The sequence below is a fragment of the Rickettsia endosymbiont of Pantilius tunicatus genome (genome assembly GCF_964291875.1).
Taxonomy (GTDB): Bacteria; Pseudomonadota; Alphaproteobacteria; order Rickettsiales; family Rickettsiaceae; genus Rickettsia.
Map to the genome: position 1 here is coordinate 907,509 of NZ_OZ198175.1, position 26,144 is coordinate 933,652.

The window sequence follows — 26,144 nt, forward strand, 5'->3', positions numbered from 1 at the left end:
ATTCTTATGGACATGGGATGCACGCCCCTACCCCGCTTGGCCACATGGTAATATTTGGAGTGACAATCATTTATGGGAAAAAGGACATTGGGTTAATGATAAATTTGGCACTTGTAGCCTTGCTGAAATAATACTTGAATTATCTGATAGATGCGGGATTGATATACAAAAAATCGATATTTCTACCATTGATGAAATAGTAGACGGTTTTATTTTAAATAAGGTTTTATCTGCTATAGATGTTATTAACTCTTTAAGAATATTCTATTTCTTTGACATAATTGCGAATGAATTTGAAAAAATAAAATTTTTAAAACGAGGCAGTGGAAAATTAGATTATATAAACGAAAAAGCTTTAATAAAACTATCTGATAATAGCTATATAAAGCAAACAGAAATACCTGAAGAAAATATCATCAACAAACTAAATATCAATTTTATTGATCGATTTAATAATTATGATAATTGCTATGCTTATGTAAATAATGAAACTATTTCAAATAGCCCTGAACTTAATGTTATAATTCCTATTATTTTATCACTGTCGGAAATAGAAAATATAGGCAGATTAATTTTAAAAAATGCTTCCATCGAAAGTAAAGTGATCAAGTTCTTAGTACCAGCAATTTTTCATGAGTTTAAACCTGGTGATTTCTTAATACTTCATTACAAAAAATCTAAATATCAAATTAGAATAATAAATATAAAATTATCTGCTTTAACTTCTTATATTACAGGTGTTATAGATAATTTTTCTTCCTATTATTTACCTGCGGCAAATATCTTATCAGGATTTGAAAAATCCTCAAATGTAGAAACAAAATGTGTTATTTTTGATCTACCTTTTAATATAGTAGAAAGCAATGATCAACCCTATTTAGCCGTTTACTTACAAAGTAATATTAACGAATTTCTTTATGATTCAATTGATGGTAGTAATTATGCTAAAATAACAAATTTAGTAAAACAAACTTTTATTGGCAGTGTAGTTTTTTACTGCTGATTCCATTATTATTAACTGTAAGAATTTTGAAGAATTGGCTAGTAGTGATTGGAATTTAGCAGCTTTTGGGCAAGAAATTATAAAGTTTAAAAAATGGGAAAAGCTAGATATTAATACATATCAAATAAGTGAAATGATCAGAGGCGAGTTTATGACGCAAGAATTCATTTCTATACATCAAAATAATGAAAATTATATTTTACTTGAGAAGAATTTTAATATTATTCCAGTAGCTTCTAAATTAAAAGACATGAATATATATTTTAAAGTTGGTAACCTGTCGCCTATAGAAATTACTTTTCAAAATAAAGCAAATTTATAACAAATATACTCGTTTTATAAGTATAAGCAAAGGATTTAAGCTTCAAGATGCCTTACTTTTTTCCAAGCAAAACTTTGTCTGCCAACAAACCCATATAACCTACCCTCTTTTATAAATGTTTCTTTACTTTTTATAAATATGTATCTTAATATCCTTAAGAAATTAATTATCAATTAATAATTTCGGATTCTATGAAGAAAATATATGGCGATGAGCGTATATATACTAATGAAGTATATGAAAATCAAGAAGAAGAACTATTATTAAATTTTGATCATAATGGTAATCATGATGAGGTGAAAAATTTCCTAATTGGTTGTAGTTTAGAATATCATAAATTTGCTTAAAAGATTGCTTTTAAACATTAGAACTTAAAGGATGGAGCAATTCACTCAAAATTGCTTCGTCATTAATGCATGCTCGCAGGATTGAGCCATCAATGAAATATTCAGGATGTTCGGTTGTTATTTTTTGTGTTAGTTCAGGATAGGCTTTTGTAAATTCCACAGCACAAATAAAATCTTTGCTAGGATAGTTAATAGCTCCTAGGCAAATCGCTTCAAAGCATAACATTTTAGCGACTTCGATATTTTGGGGGCTAGATAAATCCCCTAGCTGTTTTGCTAAATATTTATCGCATAAATAGCCTTTCACACTCCAATTGTCTAAAATCTTAGCGATAAACTTACTCGATCTCCATTTACCTTTAGAGGCATTAATATATATTTTATTTAAAACTTTTTCCTGTATTTTTTGCTTTATTTCTAAAGTAACTTCTTCAAAATCCCCCCGTTGTAATATAAATTCCCTAGTCTCGTTATTTTTTATAAACTCGGGGGAATTCTTTTCTAGATAATTTTTTAAGTTTTTAGTCTTAAAGTGATTTAAACCTAAAGTTTGTACATGCATTAAGTAACCTTGCTTACAAAGTTCTACGGCTTTGTTTATATCACCTAGTTTCTCATAAGTTATTCCAACATTAAAAAGAGAGTTTGCAATATCTGTATGATTGTTTTGATATGCTGCTTTGTACATCTTTAAAGACGCTTCTTTATACTTTAGTGCTATCATATTATTATATAATTTTTCATAAGCCCATCCAATATTATTAAAAGAATGTGCAATATTAGGATTATTACTTTGATATACTGCTTGATATGCTTTTAAAGCTTCTTGACAATATTTTAGCGAATCTTCAAATTTATATAATACACATTCATTATACTTTCCTATTTTTTGATACAAACTTGCTTTTCTAAATTTATTAATTATAGTATAATCATTTAGTATTTTTATTATATGAGGATAAAGTATTTTAGCATTTTCCCAATCATTATTTAGTTTATTTGTTACCCATTGAAATAAATAATCTAAAATCTCTTTTTTATTTAGCGTATACGTTAATTGCTTATTTATACATCTTTGCACTGTATCTTGCATTAACCTATGCAGTTGTAAACCTGCTTGTCCATCTTGGTATATTAGCTTCATTAATGATAATGCTTCTAATTTTTTTATAGGTTCTTGCAATTTTTCTTCATCTAATAAAAATAATTCTTTAAAAATATCTATACTTATAAAGTCAGGATCCAAGTAAGCCTAATATTGTAATATTTGCCAAGCTATTGGTGATACTTCTGATAAGTTTAATAATATAACATTTTCTATGTAATCATCACTTCTATTTTTTTAATAGTTTATACAATTAGCTACTTTAAATAATTTATTTCCCTTTAAATATGTTACTGCATTAGATAACTTATAAGGAAAAATAGCATTACTACTACCAAGTTCTTTTAGTAAAATATTAATATCTTGATTATTTAATCTGTTCCCTAAGGAATTTTTTAAATATGTTATTGCTGTTTTTATATTAAAAGGCTTTAATTCAATATTAGTTATATTTTCACTTAATTTATTATTTTTGGTAGTAATGATAGCTTGTACTTTATCTTTAGATATATTAACTATACCTTTAATATAAGGTTCAATATCTTCATATACTTCTACATTATCAAAAATAAATAATGTATTTGAATTTAATTTTGCGATATTCTCGTGGACTAATCTTGTTATATCTTCTTCCTTTTCACCTGTTGTATAAATAGAAAATTCTTTAGCAAGCTGTATATATGCTTCAAAGATTTTATAGGCAGAATCCGCATTAATGAAACGTACTATCTTCTTTGTTTTGTCTCTTTGTTCACGACCATATTCTATAGCTAGAGTGCTTTTGCCTATGCCTGGATATTCACTAATTGTTATGAACTGTTTTTCATTTAAGTTTTTTTCAATATCCTGTAGTATATCTTCTCGACGAATAAGATTATAAGGTAATAAGGAAAATAAATTGCTGTTTATATTTTTTGTAGATTCAATTAATTCATGGGAATTATAAGCATTAAGATTTTCTAATATTTCTTTTGCTATATGACTTACTTCAACTAATCTTAAAATTTGTTCTCTTAGGTCATTTACTTTAATATTAGGTAAGTTTGTAAATATATGGTGCTTGCTATTTTGAGGTGTTATTTTATACTGATCTTTGATTATTTTTAACTGCTGTTTTATTAAATTTGGTATTTTCCTTTTATCTATTTCTTTATTACTTAATTTAGTTAATTGCTTTAAATAATAATCATTACTTCCTATATCATTTACATTTACCACATCTTTAGATAAATCCACTTCTTGCGAGCAGTAATGTCCTTGATAAAAAAGCTCAAATTGTTTTTTTTCCTCTACTTGTGTAGGATTTTCTAAATGTTTATAAGATTCTAAAATTTGCTCAATTGCGATATTACCGTTTATAAAATGATCAAATACCTCTAAAAAGCTACCTAACGTTATTGCCGTAATACCTCTTCTTATTAAATTACTCGTCAAATGTTTAATGCTACCGCCAACAGGTACAGAATCAAGTAACTTAGCTCCTAGCGTGTCACCTGTAGAATCATATTGTAAGCATGGTCAATCTAATATTTTTTCATATTTTATAGGTTTACCTGTTTCAGGATCAAAAATATCCAGCATTGAATTAAGTAAATCTCTGCTTAAAGTTAATATAGAAACAATTGAGATGGTTTTATTTAGTTGTTTACTATTTTAGATGCCATAACTTTGGGAAATAATCTGTATGCTTTATGAATATGGGGGTTACTGGTATTGACAAAATTTGGAGCTGATAGGTAAGTAGTTATATCTAAATTTCTCATATCAAAATTAGTTTCAGGACTAATTATATTTGATTTAAAACTATCCATAGCTTTTGCAGAGCCTGGGCTATCAAAAGTAACTGCTTTTGCTTTTAAATAGTTAAAATCTTGATGAGCAAAATATAAACTTAATTCTGCAAACCATGCCCCTAATGAATAACCGGTAAAAGATAAACTATAACCGTGATTTTTAGCATATTCGGTGATTTCATATGTAGCCTGATATGAAGCTGCTTGCTGTGTTACTATCTGCCCGCCTAAAACACTTTTAAAATGAGTCTTAAGCGATGAATTAGTTTTTAGTAAATCTAATTTCTCAAATGTGATGCCTCGATAAGCAAGTACTAGCTGTTTTGTTTTTTCGTTTATATATGCTACTGAATAATATCTGCCTATTTCAGGCTCATTAAATACTTTAAATGTCTTCCAGTCTTCTAAAGATTGGTTATATTTTACTTTTTCAAAAGCTACTTTTTCGTGTATTTTAGAATCTATATAAGCATGAGAGCTAAGTAACCCATGTATAAAATCGTTAGGGTGGTGCTTGTAATTTTGATTATTTAAAATGATTTACTTTCAATTTTTTGTATAAAATCACCGGAAGAATTAGGCACTTCCCCCCCCCAGCTTACATTACCGATAAAGTCATTATTTTGGATTTTGCTTGCTATTTCTTCTAGCTGCAATATTGTTAAATCTATGTCTTCAAAGTTAAGATGTATAAGATTAGGATCGTTTTCTTCTAATTTAGTGATAAGTGCTTGATATTTATTTATAGAACTCATAAATAGATTAAGTTGAATTTTCACAAGGAATTATAAATTAAATTTTATAATTTTCAACTATTACATTATTTACCATGCATTTTTTTACCTATAATCCTTTATTAAAAACAGCATTTTTAAATATAAAAGTTAAGGCTGCTGCTAAAAGTAACGACATTAAAGAATTCATTATAATTAACGATACACCTCACCTAAAATTATCTGTTAAAGCATTACCAGAACAAGGCAAAGCTAATGAGGAGATTATAAATTTTTTAGCAAAAGAGTGGCAGTTATTACGAGTTAATTTAGAGATTACCAAAGGACATACTAACAACTTAAAGGCAATTTTAATAAAAAATATTGATGAGAAGTATTTAAATTTGATTTTAAATGCTTATATTAAGTGAATAAAGTTTTGTTGTAATTTTCCCGTCATTGCGAGGAGATGCATAGCTAAGGGTGCGGCAATCTCAGGATATTTTTATGAGATTGCAACGTTCACTTACGTTCATTCGCAATGACGTTGTTCATGTAACAAAACTAAAAACATGAATTTTAAAGGTTTAGTATGACACAAGAAAAAAAGAAATTTGATGCCGAAGTTGGTAAGATTTTAAACTTAATGATTCACTCTCTTTATAGTAATAAAGAGATTTTTATGCGGGAGTTAATTTCTAACGCTTCTGATGCTTGCGATAAGCTGCGTCATCTATCTCAAAGTGAAGCTGAATTAGTAGCCGGTGATTCTAGCTTTAAAATTACTATTAAAGTCGATAAAAATAATGGTCAGGTTATCATCCGTGATAACGGCATTGGTATGAATAAAGAGGATTTAATTGAGAATCTAGGCACTATCGCAAGATCAGGTACAGCAAATTTCCTTAAAAATCTTTCAGGTGATTCTAAAAAAGATAATATGCTAATCGGTCAGTTTGGAGTTGGTTTTTATTCAAGCTTTATGGTAGCCGATAAAGTTACTGTAACTTCAAGGAAAGCCGGTGAAGATAAAGTATATGTTTGGGAATCGCAAGGAGAAGGCGAATATATTGTATCAGACTCTGACAGAGAATTTAGCAGAGGCACAGAAATTGCTTTGCACATTAAAAAGGAAGAGGATAGTTTCCTGGATCATTTCAGATTAAAGCATATAGTTAAAAGCTATTCCGATCATATAGCCGTGCCAATATATTTCTTTGATGAAGGGGATAATAACGAAATACAGTTAAATTCCGCATCAGCTTTATGGACAAGATCAAAATCCGAAATCACCGAAGAACAATATAAAGAATTTTATAAAAGCTTATCTTATGCTGTGGATGATCCTTGGATTACGATGCATAACAAAAATGAGGGAGCTATAGAATTTACAAATCTATTATTCATTCCATCAAGTAAAACATATGATTTATTTCATCCTGATCGTAAAAGACGAGTAAAATTATACATCAAAAGAGTATTTATTTCTGATGAGAATATTGATTTAATCCCGTCATATCTAAGATTTTTACGAGGCGTGGTTGATTCAGAGGATTTACCGCTAAATATTAGCCGTGAATCGTTGCAACATAATAATGTACTTGAGAAAATCAAGAATGCTATCACTAAAAGAGTCCTAGGCGAACTTAAAAAAAAGAAAGAAGAGGCTATGGATGAATATAATAATTTTTGGGCTAATTTCGGCGGTGCTTTAAAAGAAGGGTTATGTGAAGCTACCACCGATCATGAAAAATTGTTAGAAGTATGTATATTTAGAAGTGCTTTGCATAATAAAATGATTAGCCTTGATGAATATATAAAAGGCTTTAAAGATGGGCAGAATACTATATATTATTTAAGCGGTGATAATCCTGATAAGCTGCTTTCAAGCCCGCAAATAGAGGGGTTATTAAGTAAAAATATCGATGTGTTATTATTTACTGATACTGTTGATGATTTTTGGGTAAATGTTAATAGCGAGTATAAAGGACATGCGATTAAATCAGCTACAAGAAGCGATATTGATGTAGACCAAGCTACTTCATCGTCAGAAGAAAAAAATAAGGATGATAAAAAATCCGATGATGAATATAAATCATTGACTGATTATTTTAAAGATGTTTTAGGGATTTTAGTTAAAGATGTTAAGATATCTAAAAAGTTGACTTCTAGCCCTGCTTGTCTTGCCGTTAGTGAAGCCGCTATGGATATTCGTATGGAACGATTTTTGATCGAGCAGAAGCAAATAGCGAGTGCCTCCGCTAAAAATTTAGAGCTAAACCCTAAAAATAAGATCATAGAAAAAATTTTTAATGACTTAAAAGCGGATAATAAAAATAACGAGGAGCTAGTTAAGTTAATATTCGATCAAGCTTGTATTTTAGAGGGTGAACCGGTAGCAGATACAGGTGCTTTTTCAAAAAGACTCAACGATATTGTACAAAAAGCTATATTATAGCTTTTAAATTATTTAGTTTTAATATAGAATAAGGCTGTTCTCTGTCATTCCTACGAAAGCGGGAATCCAGAAGAGCATTAAAAATGTCCAATTGTAGAGTTTATAATTAAAAAATGGATTCCCGCCTTTACGGGAATGACAGAAAAAATGTCTTATTACGATACTATATTTAGCAATCATATAGATAAAATTAAAAACGAAGGAAGATATCGAGAGTTTAAAGCCTTAAAAAGACAAGCCGATAATTTTCCTTTTGCTATGTGCGAAGATAAGCAAATAGTTATGTGGTGTATCAACGACTATTTGGGTATGAGTAAACATCCAAAAGTAGTGCAGGCTGCTTTAGATGCCGTGCTGAAATACGGCGTTGGCTCAGGCGGTACTAGGAATATCGGCGGTAATAATACCGCTATCCTTGAGCTCGAACAGGAGCTAGCAAGTTTACATAACAAAGAAGCCGCCTTAGTTTTTACTTCCGGCTTTGTCGCTAATGACACAACTCTTGCGACACTTGCTAAAATTATGCCTGATCTTGTCTTTTTTTCCGATGAGCTAAATCATGCCTCGATCATTGCCGGCATTACTGGCTCTAAAGCCGAGAAGCATATATATAGGCATTTAGACGTTAAGCATTTAGAAGAATTACTACAATCAGTTGACATTAATAGACCGAAAATTATTGTTTTTGAGTCTGCTTATTCTATGGATGGCTTCTTTTCTCCTGTTAAAGATATAATTAATTTAGCTAAAAAATATAACGCTTTAACCTTTATTGATGAAGTTCATACAGTAGGTTTATATGGCAAAACTGGTGCAGGTATTGCTGAGCTTCTCGATTGTAGCGATGAAATCGATATTATCCAAGGAACACTTGCCAAAGCATACGGCACTATTGGTGGTTATATAACCGCAAACCATAGCCTAATTGATGCCATTAGATTAACGGCGTCAGGCTTTATTTTTACTACCTCATTGCCGCCAGTAATTTCTACCGCTGCAACGCATAGTATTAGGCATTTAAAAGAATCTAATCAAGAACGAAAAACACACCAGCAAGTGGTTAGCAAACTTAAAAGCTCTTTTGATCGCTTTAACATTCCTTATTTAAAAAATGAAAGCCATATAGTGCCAATAATTATCGGTGATCCTATCAAGGCTGCCAAAGCTTCTAACATGCTGCTTAATGAGTATGGTATTTACGTTCAACATATCAATTTCCCTACTGTTCCTCGAGGAACTGAACGCCTAAGAATTATCCCAACTCCTGCACATGCCGATGAAATGATAAATGCTTTATCTACCGCTTTAGTGCAGATATTTGCAAAACTTGGTTTAGAGCTCCCTTTTGCTCAAGAGCTGAATGAGGAAGTACGCTTAAACCTTATAGCTTAAACGTCATTGCGAGGAAAAATTGGTATTGTTGCATGGCTCTATTTTACCCCTGTCACCCCGTAACTTGTTCATGGTGTCCAGTTAAAAATACTAATAAAATTAGTATTTTTTGTTTTTCTGTATCTAGTTTCCAAGCCATGGGGTGACATCGAGGACGTTTCCTGAGCCATGCCAATAACTCCTATATAACTCTTCATTGATTAGAATAATATATGCATAAAAATGAGCTGATTTTTCAAAAAATAGATAATCCAGAATTGATAAAAGCTGCGAAAAGTTTAAAAAATGAAGGGATAGTTTTACAAAATGAAAGTTATGCTTATTTAAAAATCAGCGATGATTTTATTCATAAATTATATCCTCTAATTGCCGAAGATGAGTATACTCGTTTAATTTGAAAAATTGGCTACGTCGGCTTTGTAAGACCTCAGATGCTCATGTACTTTTGTACGTTCCGCTCCTCGGCTTACAGTCGTCTTGCTCTTTTCCAAATTAAACTTCGTCTACCAACTCTTCATTTATACGAGGTATATCTACAAAAGCCTGATTATTCCAGTGAAAAGTGCAATATAGGAGCTCATATTACTATAACTTATCCCAATGAACAAATAGTCATAAATGACCAAGACATTAATGTAATACACTCCTTTAAAATAGAAGAATTAGCAAAAACGCAAACAGAAAATAAACAATATTACGTTTTAAAAATTAGTTCACCCTCCTTGATTTCTCTAAGAAAAAAAATATCAATTACCTACATACTTAAACTTTAAAGGTTATACGGTAGGCTTGCATATAACTATAGCTATTAACTCGATAACCAAAAATAGAAATACTTGATAATGCCGAACTACAATATATAATACGTTAAACTTATTAATAATGTATTATATGCCTCTTATAGACTATCGGCATCAAGCCACTTTATATGCTCAAGCTTACTCTAAATTAGACCTAACTGGAACAGGATATTTAGCATTTCGTGATATTCCAAACATAATCAAAAATCATATTACAGGTAATAAAGTATTAGATTACGGCTGCGGAGCTGGTAAGTCTACCATCTTTTTGAAATCCCTGGGGTTAAACGTTAACGGAGTCGATATTAATGAAGAGATGATAAAAATAGCAAGCTCTAATGACCCTGCAGGAACATATAATCTAATAAAAAGCGGTAATATTCTGGCGGAAGATAATACATTTGATTTAGTGTTTTCTAGTTGGGTTATGATGGAGGTAGCAAGCAAAGAGGAGCTAGCAAAGATTGCTAAAGAAATTGCAAGAGTTCTAAAAAGTAATGGCATTTTTATTATGTTAGTCTGTAATGAGAATACTTATAATAGAGATTGGCTATCGGAAAATACCGAATTTCCTGAAAATCAAAATCTTACTAGAGGCTGTAAAGTTAAAATACTTTTTAAAAATATAAATTTAAGTATTTACGATTATTTTTGGAGCGAGGAAGATTATAAATCTATGTTAGATCAATCAAACTTTAAAATATTAAATATACATAAGCCTTTAGGGAATGATCAAGATGGATATAATTGGATAAATGAGAAAATAATATCACCGTTTAGTATATTTATAGCAAAGAAAATTTAAGAGGATTATGTTAGATAATGCTAATAGAAACGGTTAACCCGTCATTGCGAGGAAATTATGAAATAATTAACGAAGCAATCCAATAAAATGCATTGCATTTTTATTATTCTACCAAATCAGTAATTAAAATATAAGCCATATAATATAACTATTTAGTTAATATTCTTTCATTTAAATTGACAAAATTTATTTATTAGCTAACTTGACAGTTAGGATTAATAAAAAGGAATACCCATATGTCTAAGCTTAGAGAACAAGTTAGCCTCTCATCTAATGATCCATCAGGAATTGAAGAAATAAAAAAAGTTTTGTCAGAAGATAAACACGGAGAATGTTATAAAGAAATTTACTCTGACTTTAATAATACAAGCTCTGATTTTCAAGATCCTCCTGGCAATAATTGTTTACTTATCGCTATAGCGGCAAAGAAAGATAAAATAGCTGAATTGCTAATTGATGATGCACGTAAAAAGCTTGATGATAAAGAATTTCTAGATTTTATTAATTATAGATATGATGATCCAACTAAAAATTCAGTTAGAACAGATTGTTATATAAATACTTCACTAACTTTAGCAGCAAAACATGAACAATATGGATTAGTACAAAAGTTATTAAATGAGGGGGCTGATCCTAATGGCACGGATCAGTATGGTTTTATAGCATTAACTGTATTAACAATGCAGCTAGGATGCCTAAAAATCAGGAAATAGTAGAGACTATTAAATTATTGCAAGATAAAGGAGCTGACCTAAATCAGCTTGATAAATTTAAGCGTAATGCATCTTACTATTTAGAACATGATTTAAATTCTGGTGAAATACATAGGTTAAGATTTTTAACTGGACCAGATAATATGCGTGGTAAAATTTTTACTGATTCTACTGTGGCAAGGATATTATCAATACGCAAGTTAAACAATATAAAAGAACTTGGGGAAACAGCAAGTATTTTAGGCAGTGGAGCAACAACAGTGGATGGAGCGATTTATGATTCTTTACGTTGGGATCCTGGTGAATCAACAAAAAAAATAGAAGATTACGCAGATGGACGTGGTCTTATTAAATTTGATGAGAAAGAGAAAAAATTAAAATATTTAACACCAAAAGAATTTTTTGAATATCCAAATAAAGATTATAAGAAACAATTTTTTCAAACTGAGGAAGGACAAAATATAAAAAAGGGAAAACCGATAATAAAATTAATTGCATCAAATATTCGTATTGCTCGTACAACTTCGCATGCACAAAATATTAAATCAGCATCTAATCAAAAATCTACGGGTATGAACAGGTAAAATAGGGCTCTGTCCAAATAAGTGTGTAAATTTCCCAAAGGTTATATAAAAGAAAATATAACAAAAAGAGAAATTACAATGACAGAGAAACAAAATGCTGCAATGGATCAAGCGATAGATTTATTGATCAATAATGATACAGATGTATCAACTTTATTTGCGTAGGATGGTTTATTAAAAGAACTGACCAAGCGTCTTGTAGAGAGAGCTTTACAGTCTGAGATGAATAATCATTTAGGATATAGCAAGTATAATCAAAGTGCTGCCCAGAATTCACGTAATGGTTATAATACAAAGAATCTAATTACAAAGAATGGTGCTGTTGAGATTGAGGTACCAAGAGATAGAAATAGTAGCTTTGAACCATCATTGGTAGCAAAGCGTCAAAGAAGACTTGATGGTTTTGATGATAAAGTACTATCTTTGTATGCTAAAGGTATGAGTTTATCAGATATAAAATTACAGCTTCAGGAGTTATATGGAGCTGATGTAAGCAAGAGTTTAATTAGCGGGATCACAGATGATATAATAGAGGATGTTAAGCTATGGCAGAGCCGTCCATTAGATCCAGTATATGCTATAGTATTTTTTGATTGTTTAATAGTAAAAGTGCGTCAAGATAAACGTATTATCAATAAATCAGTATATGTTGCCTTAGGCGTTGATTTAGAAGGACGGAAAGATATTTTAGGATTGTGGATCAGCGAGAATGAAGGAGCTAAATTTTGGCTTGGTAATTTTACTGAGATGAAAAATAGAGGTATGCAAGACATACTGATAGCATGTAGCGATAACCTTAATGGTATGTCTGAAGCTATAGGTGCTGTTTTTCCAAAGACGGAGCATTAATTATGTATTGTACATCAAATTACAAATAGTTTAAGATATGTATCATACAAGGACCGGAAAGAGCTTGCTGGTGATTTAAAACCTATTTATTACAGCTAGCACAGAAAAAGAAGCACTTTCCGCTTTAGAGGCTTTTGAATCTAAATGGAATAAACAATATCATCAAATTGCTAAATCTTGGTACGTTCACTGGGATAATTTAATGATTTTCTTAGGATATCCAGAAGAAATAAGGAAAATAATTTATACAACTAATGCTGTGGAATCCGTTAATAGTCAACTTCGAAAAGTTACAAAAAATAAACGGGTTTTTCCAAATGATAATGCTGTTTTTAAAAGCTTATATTTAGCAATTTATTGCATGACCAAAAAATGGTCAATGCCTATGCCAAATTGGAATGCGGCTATGGCTCATTTTTTAATAAAATTTGAAGATAGAATCTAGTCCTTTGAAAAAGTTTGCACACTTAATTGGGAAGACTCTAAAATATTTTGTAGTATCGGACTCGTCATTGCGAGAAAAAACCATAAGTTTCGATGAAGCAATCTTAGGAGTTTTATATTGCTTCATGAGATTGCCTGTAATAGTTGAGATTTGATCTTACATTTAGTAAAATAAATTAATTATTAAATGGAGATAAGAAATGAACTTAAATCAAAAAATAATAAAGCCAAAATTAGGATTACTAGAACTCGCTAAGAGTCTTGGTAGCATATCATCAGCATGTAAAGCGATGGGCTATAGCAGAGATAGTTATTACAGATTTAAAGAACTGTATGAAACTGGTGGTGAAGAAGCGTTGTATGAGATTAGCTGGAAGAAGCCAATAATAGCCAATAGAGTTGATCCAGCGATAGAGAAGGCAGTAATGGATATGGCAATAGAATATCCAGCATATGGTCAGCTAAGAGTATCAAATGAGCTTAAGAAGAGCGGTATACTTGTATCACCTGGAGGAGTGAGATCAATTTGGTTACGTAATGATTTAAACAATATCAATAAAAGGCTTAAAGCATTAGAAGCAAGGATGGCTCAGGATGGTATTGTACTTACTGAATCTCAGTTACAAGTACTAGAGAAACGACGTAGCGAAAAAGAAGCCCATGGCGAGATTGAGACACAGCATCCAGGTTATCTAGGATGCCAAGATACATATTATGTAGGAAATTTTAAGGGTATAGGTAAGGTTTATTCTCAGGTATTTATTGATAGCTATAGCAGAGTAGCTGATGCTAAACTATATACTGATAAAACAGCTTTAACTGCTGCTGATATGCTTAATGACCGCGTGTTACCATGGTATGAAACTCAAGGCATACAATACTTCGTATTCTGACAGATCGCGGGTCAGAATATAAGGGAAATATAGAGCATCATGCTTTTGAATTATTTCTAAGTATCGAAGGTATAGAACATACTATTACTAAAGCATATTCTCCTCAAACAAATGGTATGTGTGAACGTTTTAATAAAACTATGACACAAGAATTCTTTGATACAACTATGCGGAAAAAGATCTACACTGATCTTGATGATTTACAATTAGATCTTGATATTTGGTTAGAGCATTTCAATAATGAGCGACCACATTCAGGAAAATATTGTTATGGTAAAACGCCTATGCAAACTTTTAAGGATAGTAAGAAATTAGCTATTGAAAAGAACAATGAAATCTTATATCTTGAATACTCATCTGACAGTCATAATTTATCAGATATTCAGATATAATTTTTATAGTGTCTGTAAGATCAAATCTTGACTTCTACAGATTACCGCATCTGTTATTAAAATAACCTCCTCGCAATGACGAAATATCTCTAAATAATAGTTTTCAGCTTCTCTATTGTCTTAGGATCTTTAGCAAGTTCTAAGAATATTTCCCGTTCATATTCCATTAATTCTTCTTCATTTGTTTCGTTATGCTTATCTAAAATATTCTGGAACTTAGTAAGTACTTTGTTTTGCAGATCATCATATCTTGAGGTATCTATTTCTTTCGCTGGGTCTATTTTTGGTAAAATAATCTTACTTGGAATTGGAACTATTTTGTTTGGTAATTTTAGTTCTAACGCCTCATCTAAAATATAATGCTTATTCATATTTATAGAAATATTTTCTATACTATAATCTGTTTTAAAATAATCTGCTGAACTTGATTTATTTTGCTCTAAAATATTCCTAATATTTCTAATTAATTTAGCTCTATCACCTTTACTTCTTACAAACATTTCAGTAATTCCGCCCCATCCTGGAACTAAACCAACGCCAAGCTCTACAAGTCCAGCATTTAAATCTACATTTGCAACAATATGGCTTGAATGCAGCAATATCTCACATCCACCGCCAAGTGCTACGCCTTTCGCAGCACTAATAATATGAGCCGCAGAATATTTTAAATGCAACATAGTTTGCTGCCCTACTTTTAGTAAATTCTCTAAATCATGGAAATTTTCATCTTCAATATACGAAAGTAGCAGCTTTAAATCTGCCCCAGCTGAGAAATTATTACTTTGCGGATAGATATATAGATGCTTCCCCTGCTCTTCTGCTTTTGTTGCTGATTCTTGGAGTAAATAAAACACGTCATGATTTAGACAATTCATTTTCGTAGTAATAACAAAAACTAGATTGTCTTGATAGTCTATTAACTTTGCTGAATCATTTTCTAAAACTATTTTACTTTCCTTTAATATATCTTTATAGGCATGAAATTTCTGTTTATCGATTTTTTTATATTCTTTATTTGCTAGATATGGTGGAATTGAATTTGCATTTTTAACTACTAAATCCCAACCATTTTTAGCTTGTGAAGTCAGCAATTCAAATGGTCCATATTTCCAGCTATAACCAAGTTTCATAGCAGCATCAATATCATAAATATTATCGGTAACAGACGGCACTAAGTTTGCTAAATAAGCATAAAATTCTGTAATGATTTCATTAAAGAACTTGCCATAAACCGAATTACTAGCAAGCAGCTCATCAAGATTATTAAATGAAATATCAGCTTTTCCAACAGGTTTATAAGATAAGTCATTAATATTTATAACTTCCTTAGTTTTCTTACCATTTGCTACTGATAAACGATAAAAACCACCACCCCCTTTACGCCCTATTAATTTCTGGTCAATCATTTTATCAAGTACAGGAGTATTTACATATATTTTGTGATAGGCATCATCGCTAGGCAGGCTAGCCAGTAACGAGCTAGAAATTAGCTTCATCACATCATGACCAATTAGGTCATATAACCCAAAAATCCCAGTACTTGGCAACCCTAAACATGAAGTAAAAATCTTATCTATAGTCACAAAATCAAGTTTCTCAACTATTGCTTTTCTAGCTACTAGCTCAAGTAAAAAACACCCTACTCTATTTGCAATAAAGCCTGGAGTATCATTACATTTTACTATAGTCTTACCAAGCGTTCTTATTAAAAACTCTGATACACGATCTATTATTTCAGGTTTTACTACTGGATCGATGATTAGCTCAAGCAACTCCATATATCTTGGCGGGTTAAAGAAATGCGTAATAACAAATCGAGACTTTATATTTTCGGGTAAATTTTCTTTAAGCCTTTTAAGCGGCAAGGTAGAAGTATTAGAGGCTATAATTGCATCTTCTTTAAGATAAGGAATAATTTTGTTATATAATTGGTGTTTGATTTCTAGCTTTTCAACGATAACTTCAATTACTAGATCACATTCTTTAATTAGAGCTAAATCATGCTCTAAATTACCGATACTAATTAAATTTGCTTTATCAGGAAAAGTTAGCGGAGGTGGTTTTTGTTTATGCAAATTCTCTACAGCATTTTTTACTATATTATTTGGGTCACTAGAATTTTTATCAACAATATCAAGCAAGACGACTTGATGAGATGAATTAGCAATCAAGGCAGCAATCCCTGACCCCATCACCCCTGAGCCAATAACACAAACCTTTTTTATTTCATTTTGCATAAACTACTCCTGTTATTTAATGAAGAATTTATTAATAGACGAAGTTCATCGAGTATATTATGTCATAGCCACAGACACTACTTTAACCTCTTTTGCTCCTGCTGCTCGCAATATTTTACTACATTCATTTATAGTAACACCGGTAGTGATTACATCATCAATTAATAAGATTTTTTTACCTAAAATATTATATTTTGTATTAAATTTGATACTACCGCTTATATTGTTTTTACGTTGTCTTTTTGATAAAAAAGTTTGTGCTTTTGTCCATTTTGACTTAATCAATATATCGGCTTTTACTGTAAGATTCATAATTTTTGCTATTTCTTCCGCAAGTATTTGAGGCGGGTTATACATCCGCAATAACCTTTTAAACCTATTCATCGGTACAGCTATGATTAAATCAACATCCTTTATATCTTCTAAATATCTATTACATAAAAGCTTTGCAAAAGTTTTAGCAAATATCGTTTTATCCTGATATTTAAATTGATGAACTACTTTTTTACTATATTCATTAAACTTAAATAGACTACGCGCGAGATTATAATTAGGTTTTTTGCTATAACAACTTCCGCAAATCACGTTATCTAAAATCTTTACGCTAAATCTCTGACCGCATATATTGCAATAAGGCTTTGCTATAAACTCCAATTTCTGCCAACAATCCCCACAAAATTCACCTCTACTATTTGATATTTCTAAGCAGCTTAAACACCTTTGTGGTAAAACATCGTCTATCAAATAATTATAAGCCTTTACTAACAATTAACACCCCACTGAAGATTCATGATGTTTAGAAGTATTTTGCGTTGGTTGTGGCGATGTTATACTATTACTATAACCACTAATTTTCCCATGCGTCAGATTCTCTTGCATATTATGAACTTGCTGCTGTGCTTGCTCTTGTGCTTTACTTATTTCAGGTTTTTTATTAGCAACATTTGGAGTTACAGGAGTTTGTGTTTGTTTATTTTCTTTGCTAAATGCTTCTTTTACTTCCCCAAATTGTGCTTCAACAAAATAACTAGCTCCGGCTTTTACTGCTGACTTAACTTTTTGAAAGCCAGTTTTCTCAGGAGGTTCTTTAAATCCATCTCTTTCTCCTACTTCTTTTTGTTTTGTGACAAATGCTGCTTCGAGCTGTATCTGGTTTAACTTATCTATATTAGGTGTATCTAAAAATTCTTTTAATGTTTGATTATTTATCCGCTCTTGTCTTTCTAATTCTTTTAATTCTTTTTCATTTTCATAATTTCCAGAAGATAGTTTTAAATTATTTATTTTATTTTTTTTATCGTTTCCCCTCTCCATATGTACTACATTTGAATCTACTTCACCCGTAATATTAACAAAAGCTGCTGTTGCTGCGAATGCAATACCACCAATACTTCCGGTAGCTATCCCATCAGCAAATAAAGATGCTGCTTCTAAAGTAGTATCCCGCACTGATTTTACAAATTGTTTAGCCCACCCACCTTCAAAAGTTTTATCAGGCGAAGGTTCAGGCGGATTTTTATAAATATCTGGTATTTTAGTATCTAAAAACTTTTGTAAATTCGGAGCATCTTTAGCTATATTTTCTTTAGCTTCTAATACCTTATTAAGTTGCTGTGCTTTAGCTCCTTTAATACTTTCTAAAGCCGCTTTCTCTCTATCTAATTTTTTGTCTTCTCTTACTTCCAATGTTTCTTTCGTAACGTTATATGCCACAGCAGTTAGAGAAAGTGCTGCAATACCGACACCTATAGGCGTTGGATTTAGTACTACCGAACTGATAGCACCACCCACTTTAAGCATTCTTTTAGTACCTTTGCTTGATATTACCTTATACGTCTTATCTAAACCATCCGCTATCGTATTACCGCCAGGCACACTAGTTCTAATTTTATTAAGAGCCTTATCATATAAGCCAGGACTATGCTACCCCTCTTCCTTAATTTTCTACCTTTCCGAGCTTTATCAAGTGGATCAGCTGCTTTTGAAACAGCTGTTGCTACTTTAGACCCGACTTTAGCTACTCCTTCTACTATATGCTCAACACCGCCGACAATATCATGTGCAGCAATCTTACCTACTCCTTTAACTACCCCTGCAGTTACATGATATCCTGCCTCAGCGGTAGCTCCGGCAAGTGCAGTAGCTGCAGCTCCGGCTCGTGCCATCCTGGTGCCTTTTAAGCTTAGGATCATCCTTTAATATTTTTCTTGTTTTTTTCTTCTTGGGGAGTTGAGGGGACTGGTTGTTCTTGCTCCTGCATAGGTTCAGGATTTTTTATATTAACTCCTTCAGGCGTATTTATAGAGGGTTTAAGCTTATTACTTTCTTCGGCGTTTTTTACCCCCTCTTCAGGCGTATTAATTGACGACTTCAAACTTTCCTTACTCATAAATTTACATCCTTATCCTTAAGAATTAAAACAACAAAAAATAAATTAAAAAATATATATCTAATAAATAAAGAGTTGAGTATACGAAGATCAACTTCAAAAAGAGCAAGGAGTCTAAAGCCCTCGGAGCGGAGCGTACAAATAGTACGTGAGCACCATAGATCTTATAAGACGACGTAGCCAATTTTTCAAGTTCTATCTACGTATACTCTACCTTTTACCCATTGCGTAGCTAGTAATCAGATTTTTAATGGGCTTAAAATTATTTATTGCTTTAAACCCTATTTGTCTTAAATGCTTTAAACTTTTTGAATGATTTGAGAAAATATTATTAAGCTCATCAGTTAACTTATACATAATAAAATTATCTGTTTGTCGTGATTTTTGGTATTCTGATAGCGGTAAATTATTATTTATCACCCTAATTAGGGCTTCAATATCTTTTATACCTTGATTAAGTCCTTGACCGGCTAACGGATGTACCACATGAGCACTATCGGCAATAAGTACTATTTTATTATGAAAATATCTATTTGCTATACGAGCTTTAAGAGGAAAACCTTTTATTTCACTATCGATAGTAATTTTTACAAGTGAATTACCAGCATTTCTTTGCGTTAAGAATCTAACCTCTTCAATAGGCAACTGCATAATTAAAGCAGCCTGCTCAGAAGAAGTTGACCATATTACCGAAGAACTATGTTGATCTTTCATTGGCAATAATGCAAAAGGTCCTAAAGGCAGAAAATGCTCCATAGCACAATTCTCATGCGGTTTTTCATGCTTAATATTAAATACTAAAGCTGTTTGATATGGCTTTTCTATTTCATTCGCAAAATAATGTGACCTAACTTTTGAATTGCTACCGTCACATATAATTAGTAAATTACATTTAACGTAGGTTTCGTTATTAAACTTAATAATAGAATATTCGTCATGACTTATAACTTCTTGATATTCTTTATTATCAATTAATGTTATCAGCGGATTATCAATTACTTTTGATAGTAATATTTTTTTAAAATCATTATTTTGAACTACATATCCTAAGGAGCTATCATTCCGTAGCTCTAACATTTCAGGAGCTTTATTGTCAACTACATAAACATCTTTCATGCTGCTTGCAAATTCTTCCAGCTCCTGCCATATATCGATGGAAAATAAAAAATCTTTGGAAGCTGGAGTTAAGGCAGTTGTTCTAATATCATTAAAAAAGCTATGGCTTTTAACAGATTTACTTTCAAATATAGTAGTTTCTATACCATTTTTTGCAAAAGCAAGAGCAGTTAGCATACCACTCAAACCGCACCCCAAAATCACTTTATCAATCTGCCTTGTTTTTACTTGATTCATATACAAAATATTTTAAATAACCGTTTGTTGCTATAAAGCTTAATAAAAAATAAATAATCGCTATATCTAAATATGAGCTATTGCCTAGATACAACCCCAAGCAACAAATAAATAAACTCACTACACTAGTTAAACTGTTTAGAATTAATAGCTTAGTAAAAATATCCGTTTTTCTAATAAATAGATAGGTTATTAAAGAAATAAATAAAGAAATGATAATTAGAAAGATATTAATCATAATTAATTTACGTTGTATTTAAAGAATGCTTAATAAGATTGCCACGTCGATGCTTTGCATATCCTTGCAGTGACAAATCGAAACCTATATAATTAATAATCCACTATAATATTACAAACTGCAAATAAATTTAATTAAAAATACTTAAATAATTTTAATATATGTAACTGTTTAACTTAATATTAAGCTGTTTTAGATAAAAAATTTAGAAAAGTTTGAAGTCTTATAGGATGTTGGCGAGAGTGACGGGACTCGAACCCGCGACCTTCTGCGTGACAGGCAGACGCTCTAACCAACTGAGCTACACCCCCTTTTAAGGGATAACAAATTATATATAACAATTCTTTCAATCGTGCAAGGATAAAATAGCTTATTTTCATTTTTTTTTCAGCATATATACAGTATATGAAATATTTGAATAGCTTATAAAAGAATAAAAAGCTTTAGAAATAGAGCAAAAGTAAGAAAACTCAAACCCTCGACTTTCTGTGTGACAGATAGATGTTCTAGCTAATTGAGCTATATGAGTCAGTATTTATAATAAAATCTAAAATAATCATCAGTAATCTTTTTTTCTACCCTTAGTTGAATTCCTAAAAATTATTATACTTTTTTAAGATTTTCTTAATAAGGGCAGTATATAAGCTGGTTGCTCATATTAAGGAATCTTATTTTATTAATCAATAATTATGAGAATAATATGACAAAACCATCCGTTATTAAATTAGCTACCCCTTTTGAACGCTTAAAATTTCATAATCCCTTACCTGATATTGCCCTTAGGCTTGCTGTTATTATGCAAGCAATAATTGATTCAACTAATACTTCTCAAAAAAAAGAGGCTAAAAAAGCAGAAGATGCAGCTAAAAAATGGATTTTTATGGATAACGAAGATTTTATGACTATATGTTCTGAAGCAGGGATAGAGCCCTCTTTAGTAAAAAAATTACTAAGGACTTAATTAGACTACAACAAAATAAATCAGTTACCCATGAAAGAGATTTATTTTGTAATAAAAACTTGAAATTACGCTAAATATAAATTAATTGTATAGATGTTACCTAGTAACATCTATACACACTATAACTACTATTTACGTTATAGTTCCAATTTCAAGCTATAAGGTTATTTATGATTATTTCAGTTTCAGGACAACATATTTCTATTGGTAATAATTTACAAGAATATTCAAAAGAAAGAGTTAACCAAGTTCTAACAAAATATTTTTCCGATATAATAAGTGCAGATATACATTATTCAAAAGAAGGAATAAATTTTAAATGCAATATTATAGCAAAATATGGTTCAGGTAAGCATAATATCGTTAAGAGTAACGAAAGCTGTAATGATATATATGTAGCATTTGACAAAGCTATGGCAAAACTTGAAAAGCAGCTTAGAAAATATAAATCAAAACTAAAAAATCATCACGCAGGTAAAGTAAAAATATCTGAAATTGATTCTGAGGGCACTAAATATATTATTAGCTCTCAAGACCAAGAGAATACTAATGATGCAAATGATACTAACTATCCAATAATTATAGCTGAAAAGCCTGTAGAAATATTAAAGCTGTCTGTAAAAGACGCAGTAATGAAAATGGATTTAGAAAATTTACCAGCAGTAGTATTCAAGAACGTTAATAATAATCGTATAAATATAGTGTATTATCGTAAAGATGGTAATATTTCTTGGGTAGATTATAATTAATGATTATTATCCCCTATAAAGGAATTAAACCTAACATTAATAAAATGGCTTATATTGCTCCAAGCAGTTCTATAATAGGGGATGTTAAAATTGGAAGTAAATCAAGCATTTGGTTTAATACTGTTCTAAGAGGAGATGTTGAATCAATAAAGATAGGGAATAATACTAATGTACAAGACGGCAGTGTAATTCATACTTCAAGGTTTAATGGTCCTGTAGAAATAGGCGATAATATAACTATTGGTCATTTATCGCTTATTCATGCTTGTATTATCCGTAATAATGCCTTTATTGGTATGAGTAGCACAATAATGGTGCAGTAATAGAAGAATATGCTTTTGTTGCTGCAGGAAGCCTTGTGCCTTCTAAAAAAATAATTAAATCTAAAGAATTATGGATGGGTCGTACTGCAAAATTTGTTAGATATCTGACGGATCAAGAATTAGAAGAGATGCAGGATAATGTAAGGAATTACGTTGAACTTGCTAATATTTATACCTCTAATCGATAGTAACTTGAAGAAAGATATATCACTCCTTATTTATTAGAATATGTAACAAAGAAGTTATCTTAATTTTTTAATATTAATCTATTAATGATGTATTACGCTTCCCATAATTTCCTCTTATATTTTAGGACTTAAACTTGCTTTAAGCATATTTTCTAACTTTATTTTATCAGTTTACTCTACTTTAGTCGTAGAGTAACTTAAAGTACTTTTTATATATTTAATACCATTATTAGAATCAGCAATTATCTAAAAAACTCTGGCTTAAATAGTTTAAAACTTTCTTGAGCTGACGTTGGTAATGGTGTTAAATTATATTGTGGATCAAAAGCATTTCCATAAATCTTTTCTGTTTTTTTAATTGAATTTGGAAATTTTAAAGATAATAATATAGACTTTAAAATAGTAAAAATTGCTATGTAAGGGTCGGTTTCAGGAGAAGATAAGCGATGCTCTAAACGTTTAGGGGCAACATTTGGAGTTCGAATAGCTACAGTTCTGTTATTTCCTCCATAAGATACATGAGTCGGTGCCATAAAATCTTTGTCAAGGCGTAAATAATCAATACTACTCGGCATAAAAGCAAGTAAAGTATCTAGCATATAATGGCATAGACCTTGTGCTGCTAAAACTATATATTCTCCAGATTCTATATCAAAACTTATATGGAAATGCATACTATTTCCATAATCATTTAAAAAAGGTTTAGGGGAAAAATCTATATAACCATTTAAATACTCTGCTATCTTTGTTAAAGTATTTTTAATCTTGATTATCTTCTTTGCATAATTTATTAAATCATGAGATGGAGGAAGATCTATTTCGAATTGATTATTACCCTTTTCTTTTTTTATTTTTGAAATTTTAAACTTTGTTAGATATTTTCTTGCAAGTATTTCAAATTTAGATATATCAATATTAGGGCTTAAGTAAAACTCTACCTCTACCCCAATAATAGGTATTAAATTATAATCTTTATGAAATTGGAAAATAATTTTTTCTAGCTGTTTCTTTTTTTGTAGGTTATTAGATAAGGTATTAATAAAATTATTATAGGATATTTGCATGGAAGCACTAATAAACGGACTAGTATATTATAAAATTTTTGACGGAACATTCAAGGGTTCTAGTCATAGATATGTAAAAAAAAATAATTCTACAGATGAAATAGAAATAATAAGAAACAAAAAAGCCATAACTGATTATTTTAAAGCAGAAAATATCCTAATTTTAAATCAAGTTCATGGCACGGATATTATTGATGCAGATGATAATTCTATTATCACACCTGAAGCTGATGGCAGTATTACTACTAGAAAAAATTTGGTTCTAGCAGTGCAAACTGCAGATTGTGTACCAGTGTTACTTGCAAGCGGTGATGGTAAAATAATTGGAGCAGCACATACAGGATGGAAAGGTGCTATAAACGGTATTATCCATAACATAGTTAATAAGATGATAGAAAAAGGTACAGAAAATTTAACTGCAATGATAGGTCCTGCTATAGCTCAAGAATCATATGAAGTTGATGCAGAATATTATAAAGCTTTTTTAGATCAAGATCTTAATAATAAGCAATTCTTCATAAACTCAAAAAAAGAAAATCATTATATGTTTGATTTGCCAGGATTCGTAGAATTACAGCTTAAACAAGTAGGAGTTAAAGATATTAAAAAAATTGCAGAAGATACTTATGCAAACCCAGCAAAATATCCCAGCAAAAGACGTTCTTATCACTTGCAAGAACCCTATAATCAAAATATATTATCAACCATTATTATTAAATGATCGAATATTATGAACCACGAAAAATCTTACTATCAAATAGTTTACGCTCCAAACAATATCTTTAAGAAGCAAGGAGAATATATAGAAGTTGTTGATGATAATATTCGCACTATTGTAGACAAAATGCTTAATACTATGCAGATAGAAAGAGCTGTAGGGCTTGGTGCTAATATGGTAGGTATATTAAAACGTATAGCAGTAGTTGATTTGCATGAGAATAACAAATCAGCACCTATTATTTTTATTAATCCGGAAATAACTTATTTCTCAAATGACAAACAAACATTTGTGGAAAGATCTTTATCATTTCCAGGAATAGAAGCACCTGTTACCAGATCAAAAGCAATAAAAATAAATTACCTTGATTATCACGGTAATAAACAAGAGCTAGAAGCACAGGATTTTTTAGCAACAGTAATCCAGCATGAAGTAGATTATTTAAATGGCAAAGTTTTTTTAGATCACCTATCTAAGCTAAAACGTGACACTTTGCTTAAAAAAATGCTGAAGCATATAAAAATGCATCCTCCTCATGTTCATGGAAGTAGCTGTAGACATTAAGATTATTTAAACATTGACAATGTATTATAGCTTTATTACAATAAAGTTAATAAATCTTAATAGTTTAATATGTTAGTTAATAGTCAACCAGTAATAAGGATACACAAAAATATTATAGCATTAGATATTTATTCTAATTAGGTTTTAGATTTAGAATTTTAATGGAAGAATATGTATGAAAAAGAAGCTGAAAAATATATTTAAAATTAATAAAAAGGAAAAAATTAAAGATAATATTCATACTGAAACAATAATAAATCTTCCGGAAGATAATACAACTAAAGCTAAAAATAAGAAAGAAAAAACTTATGATTATGAAAAGTTAAAACAAAAGCTTTTTAAAATATCAGAGAAAGCTTTACAAAAAAATAATGACATAGATAAAATATTCAAAGCTTTAGTAGAAGATAAAAAACTAAAAGCTGGGTATAAAGGTATTAAATTTATATTTAAAAATCCAAAATTAGCTATTTCAACGTTGAAAACAATACCTAATTTAGAGCCTGTCTTGAAAAGATATAAGAAATAATTTATATTGTCAAAAAATAATAAAGTAGGAATATGTATCCCAGTGATATAGTGGAAGAAGAAAGGATACATTTAGCTCCATTTGTTGGTCCTTGCAAGATAGGACGGTCACGTAAACATAATATAAGAGATATAATTAATGGCATTCGTTACGTAATGAGGAGTAGTTGTCAGTGACGATTATTACCTAAAGATTTTCCCCCATGGCAAACAGTATAT

Annotated in this window: 27 protein-coding genes, 1 tRNA gene and 3 pseudogenes; 19 read left to right on the forward strand and 12 right to left on the reverse strand. The window is 30.6% G+C overall.

Annotated elements, in window-relative coordinates:
- The first annotated feature begins 280 nt into the window (after positions 1-280).
- The 3 genes from ACICQC_RS05205 to ACICQC_RS05215 all read left to right on the forward strand — a co-directional run bounded on the left by ACICQC_RS05205 (position 281) and on the right by ACICQC_RS05215 (position 1,672).
- Positions 281-1,003 (forward strand): phage tail protein, encoded by a 723-nt coding sequence (locus ACICQC_RS05205; protein WP_395477654.1) that lies wholly within the window; start codon positions 281-283, stop codon positions 1,001-1,003.
- A gap of 34 nt (positions 1,004-1,037) precedes the next feature.
- The gene (locus ACICQC_RS05210) at positions 1,038-1,325 is read left to right on the forward strand and encodes a hypothetical protein (protein WP_395476251.1); all 288 of its coding nucleotides are present in this window, start codon (positions 1,038-1,040) and stop codon (positions 1,323-1,325) included.
- 191 nt (positions 1,326-1,516) lie between these two features.
- Positions 1,517-1,672 (forward strand): hypothetical protein, encoded by a 156-nt coding sequence (locus tag ACICQC_RS05215; protein WP_187145752.1) that lies wholly within the window; start codon positions 1,517-1,519, stop codon positions 1,670-1,672.
- A gap of 10 nt (positions 1,673-1,682) precedes the next feature.
- Here the strand turns inward: ACICQC_RS05215 and ACICQC_RS05220 are convergent, their stop codons facing one another.
- From ACICQC_RS05220 to ACICQC_RS05230, 3 genes are all read right to left on the reverse strand, one after another.
- A complete protein-coding gene (locus tag ACICQC_RS05220) occupies positions 1,683-2,918 on the reverse strand; it encodes a tetratricopeptide repeat protein (protein ID WP_395476252.1) in 1,236 nt (411 codons plus the stop codon).
- A 96-nt stretch (positions 2,919-3,014) separates the two neighbouring features.
- Complete coding sequence (locus ACICQC_RS05225; protein ID WP_395476253.1) at positions 3,015-4,211, reverse strand: hypothetical protein; 1,197 nt, start codon at positions 4,209-4,211, stop codon at positions 3,015-3,017.
- 889 nt (positions 4,212-5,100) lie between these two features.
- Positions 5,101-5,349, reverse strand: a complete 249-nt coding sequence (locus ACICQC_RS05230; RefSeq protein ID WP_395476254.1) for a hypothetical protein — start codon at positions 5,347-5,349, stop codon at positions 5,101-5,103.
- Positions 5,350-5,399: 50 nt separating this feature from the next.
- Here ACICQC_RS05230 and ACICQC_RS05235 point away from each other — a divergent pair, with 50 nt between their 5' ends.
- The 9 genes and pseudogenes from ACICQC_RS05235 (at position 5,400) to ACICQC_RS05280 (ending at position 14,613) form a co-directional block, all read left to right on the forward strand.
- The gene (locus ACICQC_RS05235; RefSeq protein ID WP_395476255.1) at positions 5,400-5,714 is read left to right on the forward strand and encodes a DUF167 domain-containing protein; all 315 of its coding nucleotides are present in this window, start codon (positions 5,400-5,402) and stop codon (positions 5,712-5,714) included.
- Positions 5,715-5,875: 161 nt separating this feature from the next.
- A complete protein-coding gene (gene htpG, locus ACICQC_RS05240; protein WP_395476256.1) occupies positions 5,876-7,741 on the forward strand; it encodes a molecular chaperone HtpG in 1,866 nt (621 codons plus the stop codon).
- 147 nt (positions 7,742-7,888) lie between these two features.
- Positions 7,889-9,133, forward strand: a complete 1,245-nt coding sequence (hemA, locus tag ACICQC_RS05245; RefSeq protein WP_395476257.1) for a 5-aminolevulinate synthase — start codon at positions 7,889-7,891, stop codon at positions 9,131-9,133.
- A gap of 212 nt (positions 9,134-9,345) precedes the next feature.
- Positions 9,346-9,531, forward strand: coding sequence for a hypothetical protein (locus ACICQC_RS05250; protein WP_395476258.1), 186 nt, complete (start codon positions 9,346-9,348; stop codon positions 9,529-9,531).
- A gap of 493 nt (positions 9,532-10,024) precedes the next feature.
- Complete coding sequence (locus tag ACICQC_RS05260) at positions 10,025-10,738, forward strand: class I SAM-dependent methyltransferase (RefSeq protein WP_395476260.1); 714 nt, start codon at positions 10,025-10,027, stop codon at positions 10,736-10,738.
- A gap of 236 nt (positions 10,739-10,974) precedes the next feature.
- A complete protein-coding gene (locus ACICQC_RS05265) occupies positions 10,975-11,451 on the forward strand; it encodes an ankyrin repeat domain-containing protein (protein WP_395476261.1) in 477 nt (158 codons plus the stop codon).
- A complete protein-coding gene (locus ACICQC_RS05270) occupies positions 11,430-12,035 on the forward strand; it encodes a hypothetical protein (RefSeq protein ID WP_395476262.1) in 606 nt (201 codons plus the stop codon). Before ACICQC_RS05265 ends, ACICQC_RS05270 begins: the two co-directional genes overlap by 22 nt.
- A gap of 78 nt (positions 12,036-12,113) precedes the next feature.
- A pseudogene (locus ACICQC_RS05275) lies at positions 12,114-13,329 on the forward strand (IS256 family transposase).
- A gap of 199 nt (positions 13,330-13,528) precedes the next feature.
- Positions 13,529-14,613: pseudogene (locus ACICQC_RS05280) on the forward strand (IS481 family transposase).
- An 89-nt stretch (positions 14,614-14,702) separates the two neighbouring features.
- Here the strand turns inward: ACICQC_RS05280 and ACICQC_RS05285 are convergent.
- The 8 genes from ACICQC_RS05285 to ACICQC_RS05320 all read right to left on the reverse strand — a co-directional run bounded on the left by ACICQC_RS05285 (position 14,703) and on the right by ACICQC_RS05320 (position 21,141).
- A complete protein-coding gene (locus ACICQC_RS05285; protein ID WP_395476263.1) occupies positions 14,703-16,850 on the reverse strand; it encodes a 3-hydroxyacyl-CoA dehydrogenase/enoyl-CoA hydratase family protein in 2,148 nt (715 codons plus the stop codon).
- 57 nt (positions 16,851-16,907) lie between these two features.
- Positions 16,908-17,618 carry a ComF family protein gene (locus ACICQC_RS05290; protein ID WP_395476264.1) on the reverse strand — a complete coding sequence of 237 codons (711 nt, stop codon included), beginning with the start codon at positions 17,616-17,618 and terminating at the stop codon, positions 16,908-16,910.
- Positions 17,619-18,725: a hypothetical protein gene (locus ACICQC_RS05295; protein ID WP_395476265.1), complete on the reverse strand. Its 1,107-nt coding sequence runs from the start codon at positions 18,723-18,725 to the stop codon at positions 17,619-17,621. It lies immediately after the preceding gene.
- Complete coding sequence (locus ACICQC_RS05300) at positions 18,704-19,042, reverse strand: hypothetical protein (RefSeq protein ID WP_395476266.1); 339 nt, start codon at positions 19,040-19,042, stop codon at positions 18,704-18,706. Before ACICQC_RS05300 ends, ACICQC_RS05295 begins: the two co-directional genes overlap by 22 nt.
- On the reverse strand, positions 19,039-19,239 hold the full coding sequence (locus ACICQC_RS05305; RefSeq protein ID WP_395476267.1) for a 2-octaprenyl-6-methoxyphenyl hydroxylase: 201 nt from the start codon (positions 19,237-19,239) through the stop codon (positions 19,039-19,041). The genes ACICQC_RS05300 and ACICQC_RS05305 overlap by 4 nt, the downstream gene beginning before the upstream one ends.
- A gap of 210 nt (positions 19,240-19,449) precedes the next feature.
- The gene (ubiH, locus tag ACICQC_RS05310; protein ID WP_395476268.1) at positions 19,450-20,592 is read right to left on the reverse strand and encodes a 2-octaprenyl-6-methoxyphenyl hydroxylase; all 1,143 of its coding nucleotides are present in this window, start codon (positions 20,590-20,592) and stop codon (positions 19,450-19,452) included.
- Positions 20,564-20,830 (reverse strand): monovalent cation/H+ antiporter complex subunit F, encoded by a 267-nt coding sequence (locus tag ACICQC_RS05315; protein ID WP_011477293.1) that lies wholly within the window; start codon positions 20,828-20,830, stop codon positions 20,564-20,566. Before ACICQC_RS05315 ends, ubiH begins: the two co-directional genes overlap by 29 nt.
- Positions 20,831-21,064: 234 nt before the next feature.
- Positions 21,065-21,141 (reverse strand) — tRNA-Asp (locus ACICQC_RS05320).
- A gap of 389 nt (positions 21,142-21,530) precedes the next feature.
- Here ACICQC_RS05320 and ACICQC_RS05325 point away from each other — a divergent pair.
- From ACICQC_RS05325 to ACICQC_RS05335, 3 genes and pseudogenes are all read left to right on the forward strand, one after another.
- Positions 21,531-21,791, forward strand: coding sequence for a hypothetical protein (locus ACICQC_RS05325; RefSeq protein ID WP_395476269.1), 261 nt, complete (start codon positions 21,531-21,533; stop codon positions 21,789-21,791).
- Positions 21,792-21,961: 170 nt separating this feature from the next.
- On the forward strand, positions 21,962-22,540 hold the full coding sequence (hpf, locus tag ACICQC_RS05330; protein ID WP_395476270.1) for a ribosome hibernation-promoting factor, HPF/YfiA family: 579 nt from the start codon (positions 21,962-21,964) through the stop codon (positions 22,538-22,540).
- Positions 22,540-23,051, forward strand: a pseudogene (locus tag ACICQC_RS05335) (gamma carbonic anhydrase family protein). The gene hpf and the pseudogene ACICQC_RS05335 overlap by 1 nt, the downstream one beginning before the upstream one ends.
- Before the next feature lie 242 nt (positions 23,052-23,293).
- Here the strand turns inward: ACICQC_RS05335 and ACICQC_RS05340 are convergent.
- The gene (locus ACICQC_RS05340; protein WP_395476271.1) at positions 23,294-24,115 is read right to left on the reverse strand and encodes a glutamine synthetase; all 822 of its coding nucleotides are present in this window, start codon (positions 24,113-24,115) and stop codon (positions 23,294-23,296) included.
- On the opposite strand from ACICQC_RS05340, the gene pgeF reads away from it, so the two are divergent.
- From pgeF to ACICQC_RS05360, 4 genes are all read left to right on the forward strand, one after another.
- A complete protein-coding gene (gene pgeF / locus ACICQC_RS05345; RefSeq protein ID WP_395476272.1) occupies positions 24,114-24,836 on the forward strand; it encodes a peptidoglycan editing factor PgeF in 723 nt (240 codons plus the stop codon). The genes ACICQC_RS05340 and pgeF overlap by 2 nt on opposite strands.
- 9 nt (positions 24,837-24,845) lie before the next feature.
- Complete coding sequence (def, locus tag ACICQC_RS05350; RefSeq protein WP_395476273.1) at positions 24,846-25,397, forward strand: peptide deformylase; 552 nt, start codon at positions 24,846-24,848, stop codon at positions 25,395-25,397.
- Positions 25,398-25,572: 175 nt separating this feature from the next.
- Positions 25,573-25,926, forward strand: coding sequence for a hypothetical protein (locus ACICQC_RS05355; protein ID WP_395476274.1), 354 nt, complete (start codon positions 25,573-25,575; stop codon positions 25,924-25,926).
- Positions 25,927-25,958: 32 nt separating this feature from the next.
- Positions 25,959-26,102, forward strand: a complete 144-nt coding sequence (locus ACICQC_RS05360; protein WP_395476275.1) for a hypothetical protein — start codon at positions 25,959-25,961, stop codon at positions 26,100-26,102.
- The last annotated feature ends 42 nt before the right edge of the window (positions 26,103-26,144 follow it).